Annotated in this window: 12 protein-coding genes; 3 read left to right on the top strand and 9 right to left on the bottom strand. The window is 40.4% G+C overall.

Annotation, left to right across the window (positions count from 1 at the left end; all coding sequences use genetic code 11):
* Positions 1 to 2: 2 nt before the first annotated feature.
* The 3 genes from DHW03_RS01755 to DHW03_RS01745 are packed head-to-tail and all read right to left on the bottom strand — an operon-like array spanning position 3 to position 6,252.
* Complete coding sequence (locus DHW03_RS01755) at positions 3 to 1,712, bottom strand: RagB/SusD family nutrient uptake outer membrane protein (RefSeq protein WP_109924031.1); 1,710 nt, start codon at positions 1,710 to 1,712, stop codon at positions 3 to 5.
* 6 nt (positions 1,713 to 1,718) lie between these two features.
* Positions 1,719 to 5,087 (bottom strand): TonB-dependent receptor, encoded by a 3,369-nt coding sequence (locus DHW03_RS01750; RefSeq protein WP_109924030.1) that lies wholly within the window; start codon positions 5,085 to 5,087, stop codon positions 1,719 to 1,721.
* A 49-nt stretch (positions 5,088 to 5,136) separates the two neighbouring features.
* Complete coding sequence (locus DHW03_RS01745; protein WP_109924029.1) at positions 5,137 to 6,252, bottom strand: FecR family protein; 1,116 nt, start codon at positions 6,250 to 6,252, stop codon at positions 5,137 to 5,139.
* Between the two features lie 147 nt (positions 6,253 to 6,399).
* Here DHW03_RS01745 and DHW03_RS01740 point away from each other — a divergent pair, with 147 nt between their 5' ends.
* On the top strand, positions 6,400 to 7,014 hold the full coding sequence (locus DHW03_RS01740) for a sigma-70 family RNA polymerase sigma factor (protein ID WP_109924028.1): 615 nt from the start codon (positions 6,400 to 6,402) through the stop codon (positions 7,012 to 7,014).
* Between the two features lie 168 nt (positions 7,015 to 7,182).
* Here DHW03_RS01740 and DHW03_RS01735 read toward each other — a convergent pair whose 3' ends face one another.
* From DHW03_RS01735 to DHW03_RS01715, 5 genes are read right to left on the bottom strand one after another with little or no spacing between them, the layout of a single operon-like run.
* Positions 7,183 to 8,355: a CehA/McbA family metallohydrolase gene (locus DHW03_RS01735; RefSeq protein ID WP_109924027.1), complete on the bottom strand. Its 1,173-nt coding sequence runs from the start codon at positions 8,353 to 8,355 to the stop codon at positions 7,183 to 7,185.
* A gap of 60 nt (positions 8,356 to 8,415) precedes the next feature.
* The gene (locus DHW03_RS01730; RefSeq protein ID WP_109924026.1) at positions 8,416 to 9,819 is read right to left on the bottom strand and encodes an alkaline phosphatase; all 1,404 of its coding nucleotides are present in this window, start codon (positions 9,817 to 9,819) and stop codon (positions 8,416 to 8,418) included.
* An 8-nt stretch (positions 9,820 to 9,827) separates the two neighbouring features.
* Positions 9,828 to 10,895 carry a phosphatidylinositol-specific phospholipase C1-like protein gene (locus tag DHW03_RS01725; RefSeq protein ID WP_109924025.1) on the bottom strand — a complete coding sequence of 356 codons (1,068 nt, stop codon included), beginning with the start codon at positions 10,893 to 10,895 and terminating at the stop codon, positions 9,828 to 9,830.
* A gap of 8 nt (positions 10,896 to 10,903) precedes the next feature.
* Positions 10,904 to 12,493 carry a RagB/SusD family nutrient uptake outer membrane protein gene (locus tag DHW03_RS01720; protein ID WP_109924024.1) on the bottom strand — a complete coding sequence of 530 codons (1,590 nt, stop codon included), beginning with the start codon at positions 12,491 to 12,493 and terminating at the stop codon, positions 10,904 to 10,906.
* Positions 12,494 to 12,504: 11 nt separating this feature from the next.
* Positions 12,505 to 15,492: a SusC/RagA family TonB-linked outer membrane protein gene (locus DHW03_RS01715; protein WP_109924967.1), complete on the bottom strand. Its 2,988-nt coding sequence runs from the start codon at positions 15,490 to 15,492 to the stop codon at positions 12,505 to 12,507.
* A gap of 958 nt (positions 15,493 to 16,450) precedes the next feature.
* Between DHW03_RS01715 and DHW03_RS01710 the strand changes: the two genes are divergently transcribed.
* Both DHW03_RS01710 and DHW03_RS01705 read left to right on the top strand, forming a co-directional pair.
* Positions 16,451 to 16,765 carry a hypothetical protein gene (locus DHW03_RS01710; protein WP_109924023.1) on the top strand — a complete coding sequence of 105 codons (315 nt, stop codon included), beginning with the start codon at positions 16,451 to 16,453 and terminating at the stop codon, positions 16,763 to 16,765.
* A 428-nt stretch (positions 16,766 to 17,193) separates the two neighbouring features.
* On the top strand, positions 17,194 to 17,376 hold the full coding sequence (locus tag DHW03_RS01705) for a hypothetical protein (RefSeq protein WP_109924022.1): 183 nt from the start codon (positions 17,194 to 17,196) through the stop codon (positions 17,374 to 17,376).
* On the opposite strand, the gene DHW03_RS01700 is transcribed toward DHW03_RS01705, so the two are convergent.
* Complete coding sequence (locus tag DHW03_RS01700; RefSeq protein ID WP_109924021.1) at positions 17,377 to 17,796, bottom strand: hypothetical protein; 420 nt, start codon at positions 17,794 to 17,796, stop codon at positions 17,377 to 17,379.
* Positions 17,797 to 17,833: the final 37 nt, after the last annotated feature.

Raw genomic sequence — 17,833 nt, 5'->3', positions numbered from 1 at the left:
TTTTACCATCCTGGGTTTTGCCCCAATGCAGGATTTTTTTGAAGCTGGGTAATTGGGATAGGCCACAAGTAGTTTTTGGGTGCAACAAACCTTCTGCCTGTATTCACCACAAAATAGCCACTTGCATCGGTTGCAATGGTTGCAACATATTGTTGATTAAATGTCTCTACAAGGCTTTTTTTCATTCCTCTAACATCTTGGGCCAATAATTCACCTGCTTTCCAACGCATAATGTCGTAATAGCGTTGGCCTTCCAGAGCAAGTTCAACTCTACGTTCTCTCCTGATTTCTGTTCTCAAATCAAGTCCAGCAGCAGCAAGTTCTGTAATAACCATTCGTTTCATGCCCACGCGATCGCGCAGCAAGTTGATGGTTTTATCTAAATCTGCCTGCGTTAAGGTTCCCTTTTCTAGTTTTGCCTCTGCATGAATAAGCAATACTTCGGCATAACGAATATGGTGAATGTCATTAGAATCCTGACTCACTACACCCACCGCAGGAATTTCCACGTATTTTGTGAAGTAATATCCTGTTCCAGTAATACAACCTTTTTTATCGGCATTCCACTTTGGTGTGTTGAAAATGGAATTTGAGGTTGCATCTGCATCACCATCATCTTGTCCACCCCAGGCAGATCCCGGGCTTAAAATGGTTTGCGCCATTCTCGGATCGCGGTTTTTAAAGATGTTAGCATAGGTAGTTTCGCTGTACAGCGGCGATTTATCTATCGGTAAACCATCGGTACATAAATAGCTATCTACCAAGGATTTTGTTGGTGAGTATCTGCTGGTTTGATCGGGCACCTGTATTTCTCTACTGGTATTATGCACACTTACCCCAGCTACGTATGGTCGGGCCAAAATGGTTTCTTTATTGGCACCCGCCGATAGTTTTCCTTTGTAGGTAAACAAATCATTATAGGCTTTGGCCGTGCCACCCGCGGTATAAAGAGCATACACATTAAGGTCCATAACGGCCTTAGAGGCTGTTTCGGCAATGTCCCATTGCTCAAAGAATAAGGCAACTCTGGCTTTCCATGCTAAAGCGGCGCCCTTAGTAATCCGTCCCAAATCTGTTGCTGAGGCATAAGTTGTTGGTAAGGCGGCTGCCGCTGCATCTAAATCTGCCAGTACAAAATCGAGCACTTCGGTACGTTTATTTCTGGGTCCATAAACTTCTTCATCACCAATATCAAGCGTCTTGGTGATTAAAGGCACATCTCCAAAAAGAAAAATGAGGTAGGAATACATGAAGGCTCTAAGGAATTGAACCTGTCCGGCATATCCAGCTAAAACTGTTGCACTAATACCAGTTGCTTTGGTATAGTTTTCCATAAAGTGATTACACCTTCTAATGGCGGCATATAAATTTACCCATTCAGAATTTATTGTTCCGGTTGTGAAATCGTAATTACCAGCAGATATGGCCTGGTACTCTGAATTTGGCGGATAAATGGTATTGTCGCCCATATTCTCCATCGCTATGGTATTGTTTCCGCGAAGGTTGTTATAACAAGCGTTTACAGCGAGCTTCAATTGTTCTTCGGTTTTCCAGAAACTGATATCGGTTACTGAATCGAGCGGTTGGCGATCGAGAAAATCTTTTTTACAGGCCGACAGGAAGAATGAAGGAATCATTGCCGCCGCACCAAGCATGCCTGTTGATCTTAAAAAAGACCTGCGGCTGTTCATATATTGATTTTGATTTTTCATGGATGTTTATTTTAACTTAAGGGAAATACCGAAAATGAAGGTTTTAACTTGGGGATATAATCCACCGCTTGAGGCCTGCGTTTCCGGATCATAAGCATAAAAGAAATTGGTATCGGTAAAAATGTTGTCTGCAGAAGCATATATTCTAAGCCTATCTACATGGATTTTTTTCAAGAAGTTTCCAGGGATGGTATATCCCAATTGTAAATTTTTAACCCTTAGGTATGCTGCATCTTGCAACCAGTAATCAGCCAATCTGGCGGTATTTCTGGTATCTTTATACACGAAACGTGGATATGAACCCCCTGTATTTTGGGGTGTCCATCTATCTAGATGTACTTCTTGTGGAAAAGCGGCATCGGCATTATAAGCATGAATACCCGAACCTGTAATATAACCATTCGCTTCGCCCACACCTTGTAAAAATACGCTGACATCGAAATTATGATAGGCTGCGTCGAGTCTAAACGAATAATTATATCGTGGATAGGCATCTCCGATTACTTCTCGATCTAAGTCTGCACTGATCACACCATCTCCATTCAAATCGCGATATTTCAAATCACCTGGGGCAACTTTACCTGCATCAGCTGAAAAAATTGGAAACTTGGGTATGTACTTTCCGTTTGCATCTTTCGTAAAATCTGATTCTTGGGCAAGTCCATCTGTACGGTATCCGTAATAAGCATCTAGGGGATCTCCAACCTGTCTAATTCGGTCGCCAAAGGTTGGCGGAACGCCGCCTAAATCGGTAACCTTATTTTTGATGTCGAAAAATTGACCCGTGATGCCGTATTTGAACCCGCCGATGTTGTCGTTCCAGCCTAAGCTAATCTCATAACCTTTGTTAGAAATCGCTCCCGCATTCTGATCTGGAACGGTAAGACCGATTACATCGGGCTGGGGTACTTTAAGTTGGATATCTACGGTTTTTTTATTGAACCAATCGCCGGTAAAGGTTAGCCTGTTGTTGAAAAAGCCAAGATCCAATCCGATATTAAGCATTGTAGCTTTTTCCCATTGCAATAGTGGATTGGAAAGAATGGTTTGCGCAAATCCGGTAGTCAGGATGTTGCCAATTGGCATTGTGCCCACACTATTTAATAATTTAACGTAAGGATACCATTCTGAATAAGCTGGCCCATCCGCTCCATATTGATTACCTAAGCTACCGTAGGATGCCCTGATTTTACCATCGGTAAACCATTTTTGATCTTGAGATTTAATGAAAGATTCTTCACTAAACCTCCAACCTGCCGAAACAGATGGGAACAAGCCCCATTTATGTCCAGGCGCATATCTTGATGAACCATCGTACCTCAAGTTAAATTCGAACAGGTATTTTCCGTTAAAATCATAGTTAATTCTAGAAAATAACGACTGAAGTGCATATTGATAGGCATCGCCTGTTGCGGTAGGATTGAGCGATCCAATGTTTAATACCGGAACATCATCACTTACCAAATTGGTTTTGGATGCTGAAAAGGCATCAAAAAGGTAGGTTTCTTGTTGATACCCGCCCAAGAACTTAAAGTGATGATTATTCAAATTAAGCGTGTAATCTGCCTGAATAGAGAAATTTTGCAAGGTGGTGGTGGTTGCAATATCTCTTAAAGAGTTGTTTGGTGTGGTAGTGTAGATAATGGCGTTGCTCACGGGATTGTAGTAATCTATCCTGCGGTTAAAAGTTCTACGTTTTTGCGAACTTGCAATTAATCCATACTGACTCTTTAAATCGAGCCCTTTTAGCAGATGCAAAGTTCCGGTAATGTTTGATGTAAATTCCTTTGAGAAGAAATTGTTAAATCCGCCATCGGTTGCAATAGCCAGTGGGTTGCTCGATCCACCGCCGTAGCCCCAGGTACCGGATGTAAACCGAACGGGTGTAAGTGGCGAGCTGGTAAAGGCAGTATAAATTGCCCCGCCCCCACCTTCCGTATCAGATGCTGGTTGGTTTTGATTGCGATCGAGGTAGCCGAGATTAACATCAACGTCCAAAATATTTAACAGCTTAATGGCCGATAATTTAACACGGGCGTTGTTTTTTGCAAAGCGATATTGATCTCCGGCAATTAAACCATCCTGATTTTCTCTGGCGTAAGAAAAGTAATAATTAAAATCGCTGCTTCCGCCATTTACACTGATGGCATGATTCTGCTGTGGAGCGTAATCTTTAATAAGTGCATCCGTCCAGTTGATGTTGGCAAAATAGTTGGGATCTGAACCATTTCTGGCCACTTCAATTTGCGCATCGGTGTATGATTTTGGAAGACCAGCATTTACCTGTGCTTCGCCTAAAAGGGTCATGTATTCTACAGAGCCTAACATTTTAGGCAGGCGAGTAGGTTTTTGAAAACCATAGTAGCCATTGTATGAAATGATGGGTTTCTGATTAAATTTACCTTTTTTAGTTGTCACTAAAATAACGCCATTGGCCGCTCTAGAACCGTAAATCGAAGAAGATGCTGCATCTTTCAATACCGTTACACTTTCAATATCATCGGGATTAATCCAATTCATATCTCCAGGAACACCATCAATCAGAATAAAGGGATTTGGGTTATTGGTTGTGCCCGTTCCTCTTATCCTTAATGCCGAGTTTGTTGCTCCGGGCTGACCGCTTCCACCAATGGTAGTTAAACCGGTAACTGTACCCTGGAGGCCTGTTGAAATGGCATTAATTGGGCGGTTGTCTAAAACTTTAGCATCTACCTGAGAAATTGCGCCTGTTACATTCGCTTTCTTTTGGGTACCGTAACCCACTACTACCACGTCGTTTAATCCTAACGACATTGGTTTTAGCGACAGTGGATAGTTTGTTCTTGCATCTACTTTGAAGGTATATTCCTCATAGCCCACTACCCTAATCTTAATTACATCACCCGGCGTGGCAGTAATGCTAAAGCGGCCTGAATCATCAGTAGCAACCGTTCTCTTGGTCGTTTCGTTGATTACACTTGCACCCGGAATACCTTTTCCAGTTTCATCGGTAACCATTCCAGAAACGTCAGCTTTTTGCAAAGCTTTTCGCTTGATTACAATCGTGTTATTTTCAATTGAATAGCTTAATGGGAGGTTTTGCAGGCTTTTATCCAAAGCTTGTTCTACCGTTACATTTTTTACTGAAATGCTTAATGGAGCAATTTGGTTGAGCATTTCGTTGTTAAACAGGAAATCGTAACCACTTTGTTTTTTGATTTCTACAAATACCTGTTTAAGTTGGGCATTTTTTAAATTGAGCGTAATGTTTTGAGCAAAAAGCGAAGCTTTTACCTGTACGCAGAAAAGGAACAAAAGTAAAGCGGTTAGCTTTATGGCCTTACCGGCTTGTAGCTTTGCTGTACGGCTATGTTTATTAAGGTCGAAAAATTTCATTTTTAGTTTGTTTATGGGTGGTTAATCCCTTTGGTAAAAGAAAGATTGGTTAGTTGCTTACGATTACCCTCCTTTCTTCAATCTTAAATTTCACTGTTCCAGTTAAACTGAGTACTTTCAGTACCTCATCAATGTTTTTAAATTTAGATACCGAGCCTGTATAAGTTAATTTGTTGTTGGTTAACATCTCTATATCTACATTATACCATCTAGAAATTTTATGCATTATGGTGGCCAAACTTTCTTCGTTAAATACAAAATATCCATTTTTCCAAGCTAGGTCTCCTTCTATATCAGCATTCGATACCCTTAAACCATTTTTACTAAATAATCCTTGTTGACCAGGAATTAAGTAAACAGACTGCCCAGCGGCTGTTAGCATTACACTGCCCTCTACCAGCGTAGTGCGCACTAAGGGTTCATCTTTGTAGGCCATTACATTAAAATGCGTACCCAGCACTTTTACGCTAACACCGTTGGCTTTTACGAAAAATGGTTTTTGCTTATTCTTGGCGATTTCAAAGTAGCCTTCTCCATCTAGTTCTACCTCTCTTTTATCGCCTACAAACCTATTCGGAAATCTTAGTTTGGTTTCTGCATTCAGCCATACTTTTGATCCATCTGGCAGGATTAGACTATACTGACCGCCGCGAGGAATGGAAACAGTGTTGTAAACCAGTGCTTCGCTGACCGTTTCACCCACTTGGTAGGATAGCAGTCCGTCGGCATCTTTTCTAACTTGGGTTCCGTTTTCTGTAGCAATCTCTCCAGTACCAGCATTGTTTAGGATAATGGTTCTTCCATCACCCAGCGTTAAAACTGCCTTGTTCGATCCCGGAACAATAGTTTTCACCGCTTTGGATAATGACGGAGCTGGCGCTTGTTTTGTATCATGAAAGGCGTACATCAACCCAACAAATAGAATGAGAATTAATGAGGCTGCAATGGAAAGCTTCCAATACAGTGGGCGTGTTTTGATTTGCTCCTGATCTTGAATTGCTAATCTTAATTTTGAATAGAGTTGCTCTGCCTTTTCTGGCGATATCTCTTCTGGCTCAGCCAAAGTAAAATCGTCAGTATAATTTTGAAGGGCTTCCAGTTCTTCTGCTGTGCAATTCCCATTTAAGTATTTTTCGTAAAGCGAGCGGTATTCAGTTTTAGTCATGCTTGGTTGTTTTATGTATAGAGCAAAAAAACCAAGGTCACACACACATCTTTGAAAAAATATTTTTTTTATTGTATTTCTTGCGATTATTAATAAATTCACAATGAGTTAACAAAGCCTTTACTTCGGTAAGTGAAATTTGCAAAAATGAAACTAATCATTCCCGATGCCAACGACGAAGTACTTTGGACCGCCATCAAAAATGGCAGTGAACTGGCATTTAAGGAGGTTTTTGACCGCTATTTGCCCATACTTTTGGCTACTGCAAGGCGATATTTCAAAGATGAGGCAACCTGTGAAAATCTGGTTCAAGATATTTTTTTAAACATTTGGCTGCGCCGAGCACATTTAGATATTCGAGATTTTAAAAGTTATTTCACGGCTTCCATGCGCTATCAGGTATATAAGGAGTTGCAAGGAAAAAATGCTAAAAATCAGATTTTCTATACCGATGAAAGCCTAGAGAATAATATCGCTCATCAGAGCAACGAAGGGGAAGAAAACTTTAATGTTTCGGATCTGAAAAAACAAATCGACATTTATGTTTACGCCTTACCAAAAAGATGTCGCGAAATCTTTTTGCTAAGCCGCCACGAGCATTTAAGCAATAGTGAAATTGCTTCAAAGCTCAGTATTTCCAAACGAAGCGTAGAAAATCAAATCACAAGTGCGCTGAAGTATCTCAGATCAAACATCGGCAACTATGTACCCGCAAATGCAACCATTATCATTTCAATCATACTGCATCTAAGCAAAGATTAGTTTAAGTTAACTTTCGCGTTTCGACGCATCTGCTTAGAAACATGTTTTGAACTGAAATGCGAATTCCACTGCATGTTGCCTAGTAACGCTTTACCTGCAAGCAGAATCACAAATTATGGCTTCCGTTCGATCGGATTTGGGAAGATCGGGTAAAGCATTAAAACAGCATCAAAAATTAGGATCGAAATTGAAGTAAATCGGGTTTGATAAGGCAACCATTTTTTCACTCAAGGCTGCAGATTTTGGCACTTCCGGGTATTCGGTATTTTTACCTTCTACTGTAACGCGGTAATAGGTGCGACCTTGTAAAGCGGGCGCATCGGTAAACTGCAGGGCGGGCATTTCACCAGTTACTTGAAACGCGTTAAGCTTTGATCCATTTTTAATTACCGTTATCGTATATTGCTCTTTAGGTAATAGTTTGCCGATTAGCTGAACTTGGAATTGAATAGGTTTGCCTGTTGATATAGCCGTGTTACCCATCATCATTTCGAATTTGCCGTTTCCTTTAAAATCTGCATAAAACTCTACTCTTGGGGCAAAGGGATTCGAACTTACAGAAACGTTTCCATTATTCAGCGCATCTACAACAGCCTTTAGGCTCCGTTCTTTTGCAAATACCCAAGTGGTTGGCGTACCAATATAGTTGTATTCGGCCTGATAGGTATTGCTACTGGGTTTTTCAGTTGAAGTTGGCACGCCGTGATGAGCATCGCTTCCGCCCCGACCTGTAATCATTCTACCCGATGATAGCATATCGTCCCAAATCATAATTGCGTTGGCATTCTTGGGCCATACGGCAGAGTTCCAAACCTCGATAGATTGCACCAAATCGTAAGAGAATCCAAAATTATCTTTACCGCTTGGGTGATTGGCAGACAAATGTACGCCCAATGAATTTTTAACTTTGGCAATGTTTACGTCACGGGCATCTCTGATGTCGTAGAGTTGCTGGTGGTTGTATGGCTTATCAGAAAACACATTTCCATGTCCTCGGGTTGTTGTCCATTCGGCGCCATATAACAAAAGCAATGAATCTGATTTAAACTCGGGATCTGTCCAAGTATGGTGGGCAACATCACCTTTTACATGATTATCGTGATCGGTTATGGCCATATAATCCATCCCAACCGACTTTGAAAAATTAATGATTTTAGCAACCGAATTGTTCGATGATTCTGTGCTGTGCCTTGAATGCACGTGCAAATCGCCCTTCAGCCAAATGCCAGATGAATTTACAATTGCTGGAGGGTTTGTTGGTACCTGTGCTTTTACCTCAAAAGCATTCCACAATAAACAAAGACTAAAAAAAAACTGCAAATACTTTGAATGGATATTCATAAAGATTGAAAAATTTAGGACGAACAAGCACCTGCGAGGGCAGGCACCCATTTTTTTTATTTAAGCCTTTACTAAAAATACTTCGGGCATTTCTGCCGCTTTAAGCATAAAGTTGTGGAGCTCGTAATTTTTTACAAAGGGTTTTAAGTTTTCTGAGCCGGGGCCAAACATGGTTAATTCTACATAGTCTCCCGAATGGTTCATCCCCGCCCATTGTACATCCGTATATTTGCTTAGAATTTTACCGTATTCGTAAAAGGGCAAATTTGATTCGTTATAAAGCTGACCTGGAACAATATCTTTAAAATGTCCCAATAACGATTTTACATCTTCTGATTTCATTTCAAAGCCTTGGTTTTCTTTTATCAAGGCAATTATTTTCTGTTCGCTAAACGATTGGTTTATTTGCCCTAATAGCCAGGTATTACTGTGCTTAAAGTTTTGGAGACTATCAAATTTTTTATTGCCATCATTTGCATTAAATAAGCCTGGGTTAGAATTGCCATGATCCGTAGTGATGATGACCAAGGTTTCTCCATCTTTTTCGGCAAAGTCTATCACTTTGCCTACAGCTTCGTCGAAGGCAAGCTGATCGAAAACTAAACCACTAATATCATTGGAATGCGCTGCCCAATCTACCTTACCACCCTCAACTTGTAATGCAAAACCATCCTTATTATCTTTCATCAGTTCGATGGCCTTCATGGTCATTTCAGCTAGCGTTGGTGTCGATTTTATGAGCGCTGGTGTGCTTAATCTGTCCACCTCGTACGGCATTCCGTCATCTGCAAATAAGCCCAACACGGGTTTCGATTTATCCAATGCCAACATCTCTGCTCGGCTTTCTGCAACGGCGTAGCCTTGGGTTAAATATTTCGGAATCAGGTTTCCGCCTGGTCTTTTCGCTCCGAAATATTTATGCCCACCGCCCATCATTACGTCAAACTTTAATCCGAGATAGAGCTCTGCAATAATATCTTGACCGCCCCGGTTATCGATATTGATACAAAAGCCGGCTGGTGTGGCATGTGTAATTGGAACAGACGTTACGCAACCTACCTTTTTTCCTTTTTCTTTAAATTTTTGAAGAATCGGCTGTGGCTTGTCGCCGTTCATGCCTACGTTTAGCGAACCGTTTCTCACGCGAATTCCTCCACCCCATGATGAGCTTGCCGCAGCCGAATCGGTGACTAAAGAACTTGCAGAAGCAGTATCCATTAATGATCTAACCGCCTTGTTGTCTCTATATAAGCCCAACCATTTACTGCTTCGGCCAAACATGCGGTTAGAATATATATCGGCTATGTTTAATGTTCCCGTACTCATACCATCACTTACCATCATGATGATATTTTTGGCTTTTTTACGTCCAGCCATAGGAAATGCCGCAACATCTTTTATACCTAAGAATGGCAAGCCCATGCCGGTTAATAAACCTCCTTTTAATAACGATCTTCTGTTCATGTATATTCTTACTTTTTAAATAAAGGGTTTTCTCTAAAGTATTTTCCATCGGCAAAGCTGATGGCGTAATCTGATTTAAAGTGCGTACTCTTTTTATAATAATCTGTTGTGATGATCTGAGCACCAGAAATACACGCTGCCTCAAAATCGCTCCGATCGTTTCTTCTGGCTTGCTTGGTATCGGCATCAGCTCTGGTTCTGATGATGTAGCCTTTTTTTACCAATTGCGGTATTTGTGGGTCATTTGGATTATTTCTAATCATTATACCAGCCTCTGGCGTTCCAGAGTCGGCATTGGCAAACATTACACGGCCTTTAAGTGATGGGTGGCCATCTATGTAAGTGGCTCGCTTTCTATCTTTCGCATCTAAAACAAAAAGAAATTTACCCTTTGCTTTGCTTAGTTTTGGCCAATTTTGCGCCAAAACAGCTCCTTCCAATGTTTTATATTTGCCTCGTACCAAATCAGGATTTAGAAGATGTTCCTTCCCTAAATTGGCAATAATTACGGCATCTAATTCATCGAAGGTTTTGCTTGTGAAGATTTCAGGCTGTGTAAATCCTCTGCGTTTAATCGAATCATCTTTAACTTCTAACGTAATGAAAATAGGGCTGTGTTCTGGATTAGCTTCCGACCATTTCCTTAATTGCTGCAATGCAGTTGTGAAACTAAGTGCCGATGATCGGAAATCGAAATCTGGTACGTGAAAAACCTTAAAACCCGGTTTGTTCATCTCTCCATTTGGATCAAATGGTGGCTGTCCTTTAACCTGTTCAAATCCCAGCGGATGAGCATATTTACCACCCTTCGCATCCGCATAAACATCAATTTCGAGATTTCTCAATCCCATATCCAACTGCTCCGGCATAGGAATATGCTCATAATCAAGGCTATTGGCAGCGGCTGTATCCTGCGATTTGATGACATTGAACAGCGCCGGGTTGATGGCCTGCTTATAACTATTATGCGAGCCGATAACCTGTATATGATTGATCGGTAAATCGTCTTTTTTGGTAACTAGGGCAATTGCGGGAAGTATTAGCAACAATCCAACACAGGTAATCAGTCTCATCATTTTTTTGTTTAGTAACCAGGGTTTTGCTTTAAATTTGCATTTAGCCTTAATTCGTTCGCTGGAATTGGATAAATCCTTCTGGTGAGGTCTTTGTTCATAAACAATACATCGTTTGGTAGCGGGTACTCTTTTTCAAATTGTCCGAAACGGATTAAATCGTTTCTTCTCCAAGCTTCCCAGCTAAACTCACGTGCCCTTTCATCTAGCAAGCTATTTAAATCAATCGTTGCTGCACTTGTGGCGCCAGCACGGCTTCTAATTTTATTCACCAAAATTAATGGGGTTTGTAATTCGCCATTTACTGTAGTTGCCGTTGCTCCTCTCAATATTGCCTCGGCTTTCATCAGCATAACATCTGCCAAACGTAAAACTGGCATATCGTTTCCGTTTAAACGGGTTGCTTGTATGGCATTTACATCTGGCCAGTATTTTACTGAACGTACCCCTTTGGCTTGGTCTGCCACGGTATTGCCCAAATCCATCGGTTTTCCCGGTTTTAAAATTAAATCGGGTGTAATTTCAATTTGTGTTGTGGTTCCGGCAACAAAAACTGGTTTCGTTAAATCTGGTTTGCGATTGGCATCTGGTGCATATTGTTTACCAATTAACCAGAAACTGTTGCGAATATCGTTTGCTAAATTAAAGCGATTGTAATAATCTGGCGTGGTACTCATGGCAATACTAAAACCAACATTTATTCCATAAGCTGGTGCCAATGCGGGGTAAAACCCGAACCTAGTCATCTGATTGCCCGGAATTTGCTGATCGTATGGTATCGCGAAAATAGTTTCATTAATTTGAGGGCCATTGTTTACGTCGAATATATCGCTGTACTTGGCATCCAAACTATAATTGCTATTTTTCAAAATATTATCGGCCATAGCAACTGCATCTGTGTACCTTGGTTTACCTGTATAAACTTCGGCGTTTAAATACATTTTCTCTAACAATGCATAAGCCATGGCTTGTGTTGGTCTGCCATAAACCAAAATCCTATTGTTGTTGTCTTTTACAGGCAACTGAGCAACCACCGATAAAAGCTCTTTCTCAATAAATTCGAATACCTTTTCGCGGGTTTGGTTTCCTGGCAGGCTACTTACTGGAAAAGTATCTATAATTGGCACGTTACCGTACAAATCCATCATAAAATAATAATACAATGCCCGCATGGCTTTTACTTCTGCCAGGCTGCTGGCTTTTGATGCATCGGAAACTGAAGATTCGTTGGTTAGGTTAATCAATCGGTTACAGTTGTTGATACCGCCAAATCCCCATTGCCAAATATCTCTTACGTTTGGATGATCTATTGTCCACGTATGGTAATGTAATTGGCGATATTGACCACCGTCATCAAAGTTGCCATCACGAGCCGGGATAATTGCTGCATCAGTAGAAAGCTCCTGCATTCTCCAATACGGAACGCCGTATTGTGAAGATAAATTAGAATACATGGTGCCGAAAAGCGCCGCGTAATCTGAACTGGTGTAAGGAAAGTTATCCTTAACATACTGAGATTCCACATCTACATCGAGCTTACTGCATGACTCCAGTACAAACAGAACAGCCAGAATATTAATTAAGATTATAAACTTTTTCATTTTCGTATTTTTTAGAATGATGCACTTACACCAAAGCTGAAGGTTCTAGTTTTTGGATAATAATTATTGTTATCGATACCCGGCGTTAAACCACCGATGTTAATTTCTGGGTCCAAGCCACTGTAATTTGTAATTACAAATAGATTGTTGGCCGTTAAATACAACCTGATTGCTTTTATTGATGGCGTTTTAGGTTTAATGGTATAGCCTAGCGTGGCATTATCTAATCGCAGATAAGAACCACTTTCCAGAAAACGATCTGAGATTAGATAGGCATTGATATCATTAAACGACTCGCCCAAAGTAAACCTCGGTATGTTCTGTAGCTTGGCATCGGCTGGATTGTTTAAGGATGCAGCGGTAGCATTTAAAATTTTATTGCCCAATACGCCTCTCACCAAGAAGTTTAAATCCCAGTTTTTATAGGTAAAACTATTTGCCCAGCCGTAAATTAATTTTGGTTGTGCATCGCCAGCTATTTTAGCATCGGTAGTTAATGGCTGTGTTGCAATGGTTTGTCCGGCGGCATTAATGTATGTACTTACACCCGCAGCATTTTTACCTGCATAATTCCATAAATTGAAGGTGCCCAAGGCGTAGCCTGGCTGAATGAGCTGGCTGTAATTTCCAGACTGACCTTTACCACCAAGTTGTGCGGTTTGGATGGCTGCTATTTTGTAAAAATCGTCTGACAGGGTTTCAACTACGTTTTTGTTGTGGGCTATGTTTGGCGACGTTGTCCACCTAAAACTGGCTGTTTTAACCGCTACGGCATTTAAAGCAAATTCAATACCTGTATTCTTGATTTTACCTACGTTTGCGGTAATGGTTGGTAAGAAAAACTGTGTGGTTGATACTTCGTAACGATCGTAAATTAAATCAGAAGTTTGCTTAACATAAAAATCGACCGACCCTGTTATCCTGTCTTTAAATAAACCGAAATCCAAACCAATGTTTGTGGTTGCGGTACTCTCCCACTTCAGATTTGGGTTTTCATTTCTAACCGGCCCAATGGCGTTGCTGATGTTTCCGTTATTTAAGAACTTATTACTTCCTGAAAGCGTACCGTAAATGAGTAACGATGAAAATGCATCAAAACCCAAACTATTTCCAGACACTCCATAACCTGCGCGAAGTTTCAAGTCGCTAATCACCGGAACAGCTTGCATAAAGTCTTCTCCAATAATTCTCCATCCGGCAGATACGGCTGGGAACAAACCCCAACGGTTATTTCTCCCGAAGGCAGATGAACCATCATCTCTTAATGATGCTTGCAATAAATATTTCTCGTTATAATTGTATTGCACCCTGCCATAATAAGATATTAGCCTAAGTGTAGATATTGGTGCATTGCTGAAGGCAATTTGCGACAGCAATGTTGGGTTAGAAAGAAATAGGTTATTGTAACCTAAATTATCGTTTGAGAAGTTTTGAGTAGTTACACCAAAACCATCGTTGGTTCTATCTTCTTGCCAAGAGTAACCCGCAAGTAATTTTAAGCTGTGTTTCCCAAATGCTTTATCGTAATTGAAATAACCTTCAAGCACCTGCGATTTATTGAGCACATCTACTTTCTGCGCCTGCCCGTTTACACCTCTGGCTAATCCGGATTGACTATTTAAGTAAGTGCTATAGTTGTTCTGATCTCTTTGCGAAGAAACACTTGCGGTAAACCTCAAACCATCAATGATATTAACCTGCGCCATTCCGTTAATCAAGGTTTTATTGTTTAGGTTATTGATTACGTTGTTATCTACAATAGATAAAGGGTTTCGCGTGCCACTTCCTGTACGGTTGTAATTTTCTTTATAGCTTCCATCTGTATTGAAAGGACTAACCGTTGGCAAATAGAAAAGCATATTAGGCAAAGCTTGAGATTGATAAACATCTGAACTTTTTGAATTGCTATTGGTAATGGTTAAGCCAAGCTTTAGCCTGTCGTTAAAGAACTTTTCATTTAGGTAGGCCCTAACAATTGTTCTTTTCAGTGAGGTATTTTTCAAAATCCCTTTGTTATCCAGATAATTTACACTTGCACCATAATCTGATGACTGGCCGGCACCTCCATAAGATAAATTATGATTTTGCGAATAGCCTGTTCGCTCCAACAAGGACTGCCAGTTGGTGTCTGAACCATCATCATCAACAGGATTAAGGGTTTGCTTATTATCGGCCAGATATTGTCTCAACTCTGGCGCCGAAAGCATGTCATATTTTTTCGAAACCTTCTCAACCGCAGCATAACCGCTGTAGGATAAACGGGATTGTCCGTTTTTTGACCTTTTCGTAGTTACAATAATCACCCCATTTGCTGCTCTCGAACCATATATGGCTGTAGATGATGCATCTTTAAGAATGTCGATATTTTCAATATCAGATGGAGCAAGTAAATCAATCGAAGCACCTGGCACACCATCAATAACGTAAAATGGCTCTTGCGCTGCACCTTCTCTCAAAGTAGATGGGCCACGGAGTATTGTAGAGGGCTTGGCATTGGGGTCGCCACTTTTCGTTACGTTTAAGCCAGCCACCTTACCTTGTAAAAGCTGCGCTGGATTAACCAAAACACCTTGGTTAAATTCTTCCGATTTTATAGAGGTAACCGCACCAGTTAAATCTTTCTTGTTTGCTGTACCGTAACCAATTACCACCACATCTTTCAGGGTTTGATTATCGGGCATGAGCGTAACCGTTAAATTGGTTTGATTGCCAATAGCAATTTCCTTAGTTTGGCTGCCGAGTAAGGAGAATACGAGGATGTCGGCACTTCTGGCCTGAATGGTGTAAATACCATCTGCATTGGTAGAGGTTCCGCCTGAACTCCCTTTAATGCGGACAGTAACACCCGGCAAAGCCTGATTGGTTTCATCAATAACCTTGCCCGTTATGGCTCTGCCGCCCTGTGAGAATGCGTTAATTGAAAAGAGCAGCAGAAATGCAACGAGACATTGCCATCTTCCAACTAAAGACAAATAATTGAATTTGTAATTTTGTTTCATGAATGAGTAGTTAAGTTTGTTTGGTGGATTGCTTTTTAGCACATCAAAAAGGAAATGCCTTATTACCGCACAAAGATGTGGCATAGGCGTTAGGGGTGTTGTCAGATAGAATTATGAAATTGTTAAAATATGCGGGTCAGTTTAAACGGAATATTAAGGAAATCACCTGCTTCGATACGACTAAAAGTGTTAACTTAACAATACTTTACAGTAGTGAAATAAACCGACCTTTACTGGTGATTATTATCAAGCAATCCTAGAATCCGAACTTAACTTAATCTAAGAGCAAAAAGTGACAATGGAATCCATAATCGAAAGCGTTCTACGATTTCTTCCTAATGTTGATGTCTATGAATAAGGTGATACCTTTCAAGGGCACGCAACTGCATGTTTTGAGAAAGAAAGTCTTGCCTACGGTAGGGTTCATTTAAAACTAATACATTCACCCAGCCTTATACGCTAACGCACTGGAAATGAATAAAAAAGGCCTGCTTCTTTACGAGCAAGCCTTTGGAAATTCAAAACATGAATCTTAATAGTGGTACCCTCTCGGAGGAATACTTTGAACACTTAAGTGCTTTCTTACAGGTTCTCGGGCCAATTGTTGATGACTTGAAGAGTAAGGGATTTATATAAAAATCTAGTTTTTCGGAAAAGCGGCAACCGTTGTACTAAAAATTTAGAACACAAAAACTTGGCAAATATGGATGGGAGTAGTTTCGCTTTTTTTCGATGACAAAGTTGAACCAATTAATTGACTATAGATTTCGCTAGGATTAATCAAGTCATTTTGGACTTAAGCTCTGAAAATATGTACATGACATTTGAATTTGTTGCCGACCTAAAATTAGAGAATTACTTCAAATGGATTACCAAGAACTGAAAGCTTACCTGGAGATAGGTGAGACAAAATCGAAATCTCGCTAGATCTAGAATTGTACTTTTAAATGGCCTGAATTTGGGAACTGCACACATTGCTCTTTCCCACGGCGTCCCGCAAGCCTTAGGTGATCTTTGTAATGGTGCGAATGGCTTTCCCTCTCCCCATATCCTGCAAATTCCGTACAATAAACATAACCAATCAATAAACGGTGAAGTTAAAGCTATTGATTTCGAACAAGACGGGCATTATATTATTTACATTCCATCATTAGGTTTAAGCGCTTATGGCAATGATGTTAATGAAGCAAGACAAATGATTAGTAAAGCCATCTTACCCGATTTCTGTCAAACACTACTCGAGCAGCCTTTATCTAAGTTATATATGATCTAAAAGACTTGGGTTGGGATGCTAGGCAGTTTTTAGAACCAAATTGAGCACTTCTGCTCACGTAGACAAGGAGGGTATTTTAAAAGATTTTGATTTGCCCGAAAACACAGTTATACACGAAAGCCTTGTAGCGTTTTGATGGGTGAGGATCGGCCGATTCAAGTTAAATGTTGGAAAAGATTTCTTGAATCAAACGGATGTAAATACAAGTCAACAGAAGCTTCTCACGATAAATGGAAATGTCCGGGCTGCACTAGGTCTATTATATTTAGAGATACTGACATGGACATTCCTTTTTTTCATGTAAGTACAAATTTGAAAAGCATGAATATAACTTAGGATTATTTTTGGAATTGGATAAAAGAGAATTGTTAAGCCCCCGCCAAAAACTAGGGCTTTAATTTTGTGCCAAATTTTTCTATTTTGCATCTATGAGATCAGCGCTATTCGTAATCCTTGTCTTTAGCATATTTCACAAACAAATTGGTTTTGGCAAAACAGGAAGGCATTACGATACTCAGGAAAAATGGCAAACTGCTACGCTGAGGAGTGCTATTTTAGCTGTAGTACTGCTAGCAATTATCGGAGCAATTCAGTGGTATTTTAACGAGTAACTAACCAAAATTATTTTTTGCCCTCAATAAAAAAACTCCCATCCCTGCGAACAATACAAAAGCGTATGGCAATAAATTGTCAATAGGGCAATATTGAATTGTGAAGTTTACCACCTTTCCATTTTGGTAATAATTGTTGGGAAACTGGGTTGGGCTACCATCATTTTTATAATCAACCCAACATCCTGTTGCTGGAGAAGCGTCCACTACATTTGCAGCATAACTATATGCGCCTGGGGCGCAAGTCAACATATATGAATTTGCGGTAGTATAAAATTTTCCAGCTGGCTCTCCAGGCTGAGGGTCAGTATAGATTTTATCTACAGAACTTCTTCCAGCACTGCCTGCAACAGGCACAAAACAGCCGCTTTGACTAGAACAGTTCAGTGCGGAGAAAGCCATTACACTAAGTGTGGCCATTAAATTACGCGAGATAGACATTCTGCAAATCTAACAT

The sequence above is a fragment of the Pedobacter yonginensis genome (assembly GCF_003173595.1).
Lineage (GTDB): Bacteria > Bacteroidota > Bacteroidia > Sphingobacteriales > Sphingobacteriaceae > Pedobacter > Pedobacter yonginense.
Note: the sequence above shows the minus strand (reverse complement) of the source record. Positions and strands in the feature narration are given on the sequence as shown.

What these genes read in the sequence shown, in the direction of transcription:
- DHW03_RS01755 (WP_109924031.1), bottom strand. Translation starts at nt 1,712, where the DNA reads ATGAAAAATCAAAATCAATATATGAACAGCCGCAGGTCTTTTTTAAGA.
- DHW03_RS01750 (WP_109924030.1), bottom strand. Translation starts at nt 5,087, where the DNA reads ATGAAATTTTTCGACCTTAATAAACATAGCCGTACAGCAAAGCTACAA.
- DHW03_RS01745 (WP_109924029.1), bottom strand. Translation starts at nt 6,252, where the DNA reads ATGACTAAAACTGAATACCGCTCGCTTTACGAAAAATACTTAAATGGG.
- DHW03_RS01740 (WP_109924028.1), top strand. Translation starts at nt 6,400, where the DNA reads ATGAAACTAATCATTCCCGATGCCAACGACGAAGTACTTTGGACCGCC.
- DHW03_RS01735 (WP_109924027.1), bottom strand. Translation starts at nt 8,355, where the DNA reads ATGAATATCCATTCAAAGTATTTGCAGTTTTTTTTTAGTCTTTGTTTA.
- DHW03_RS01730 (WP_109924026.1), bottom strand. Translation starts at nt 9,819, where the DNA reads ATGAACAGAAGATCGTTATTAAAAGGAGGTTTATTAACCGGCATGGGC.
- DHW03_RS01725 (WP_109924025.1), bottom strand. Translation starts at nt 10,895, where the DNA reads ATGATGAGACTGATTACCTGTGTTGGATTGTTGCTAATACTTCCCGCA.
- DHW03_RS01720 (WP_109924024.1), bottom strand. Translation starts at nt 12,493, where the DNA reads ATGAAAAAGTTTATAATCTTAATTAATATTCTGGCTGTTCTGTTTGTA.
- DHW03_RS01715 (WP_109924967.1), bottom strand. Translation starts at nt 15,492, where the DNA reads ATGAAACAAAATTACAAATTCAATTATTTGTCTTTAGTTGGAAGATGG.
- DHW03_RS01705 (WP_109924022.1), top strand. Translation starts at nt 17,194, where the DNA reads ATGAGATCAGCGCTATTCGTAATCCTTGTCTTTAGCATATTTCACAAA.
- DHW03_RS01700 (WP_109924021.1), bottom strand. Translation starts at nt 17,796, where the DNA reads ATGGCCACACTTAGTGTAATGGCTTTCTCCGCACTGAACTGTTCTAGT.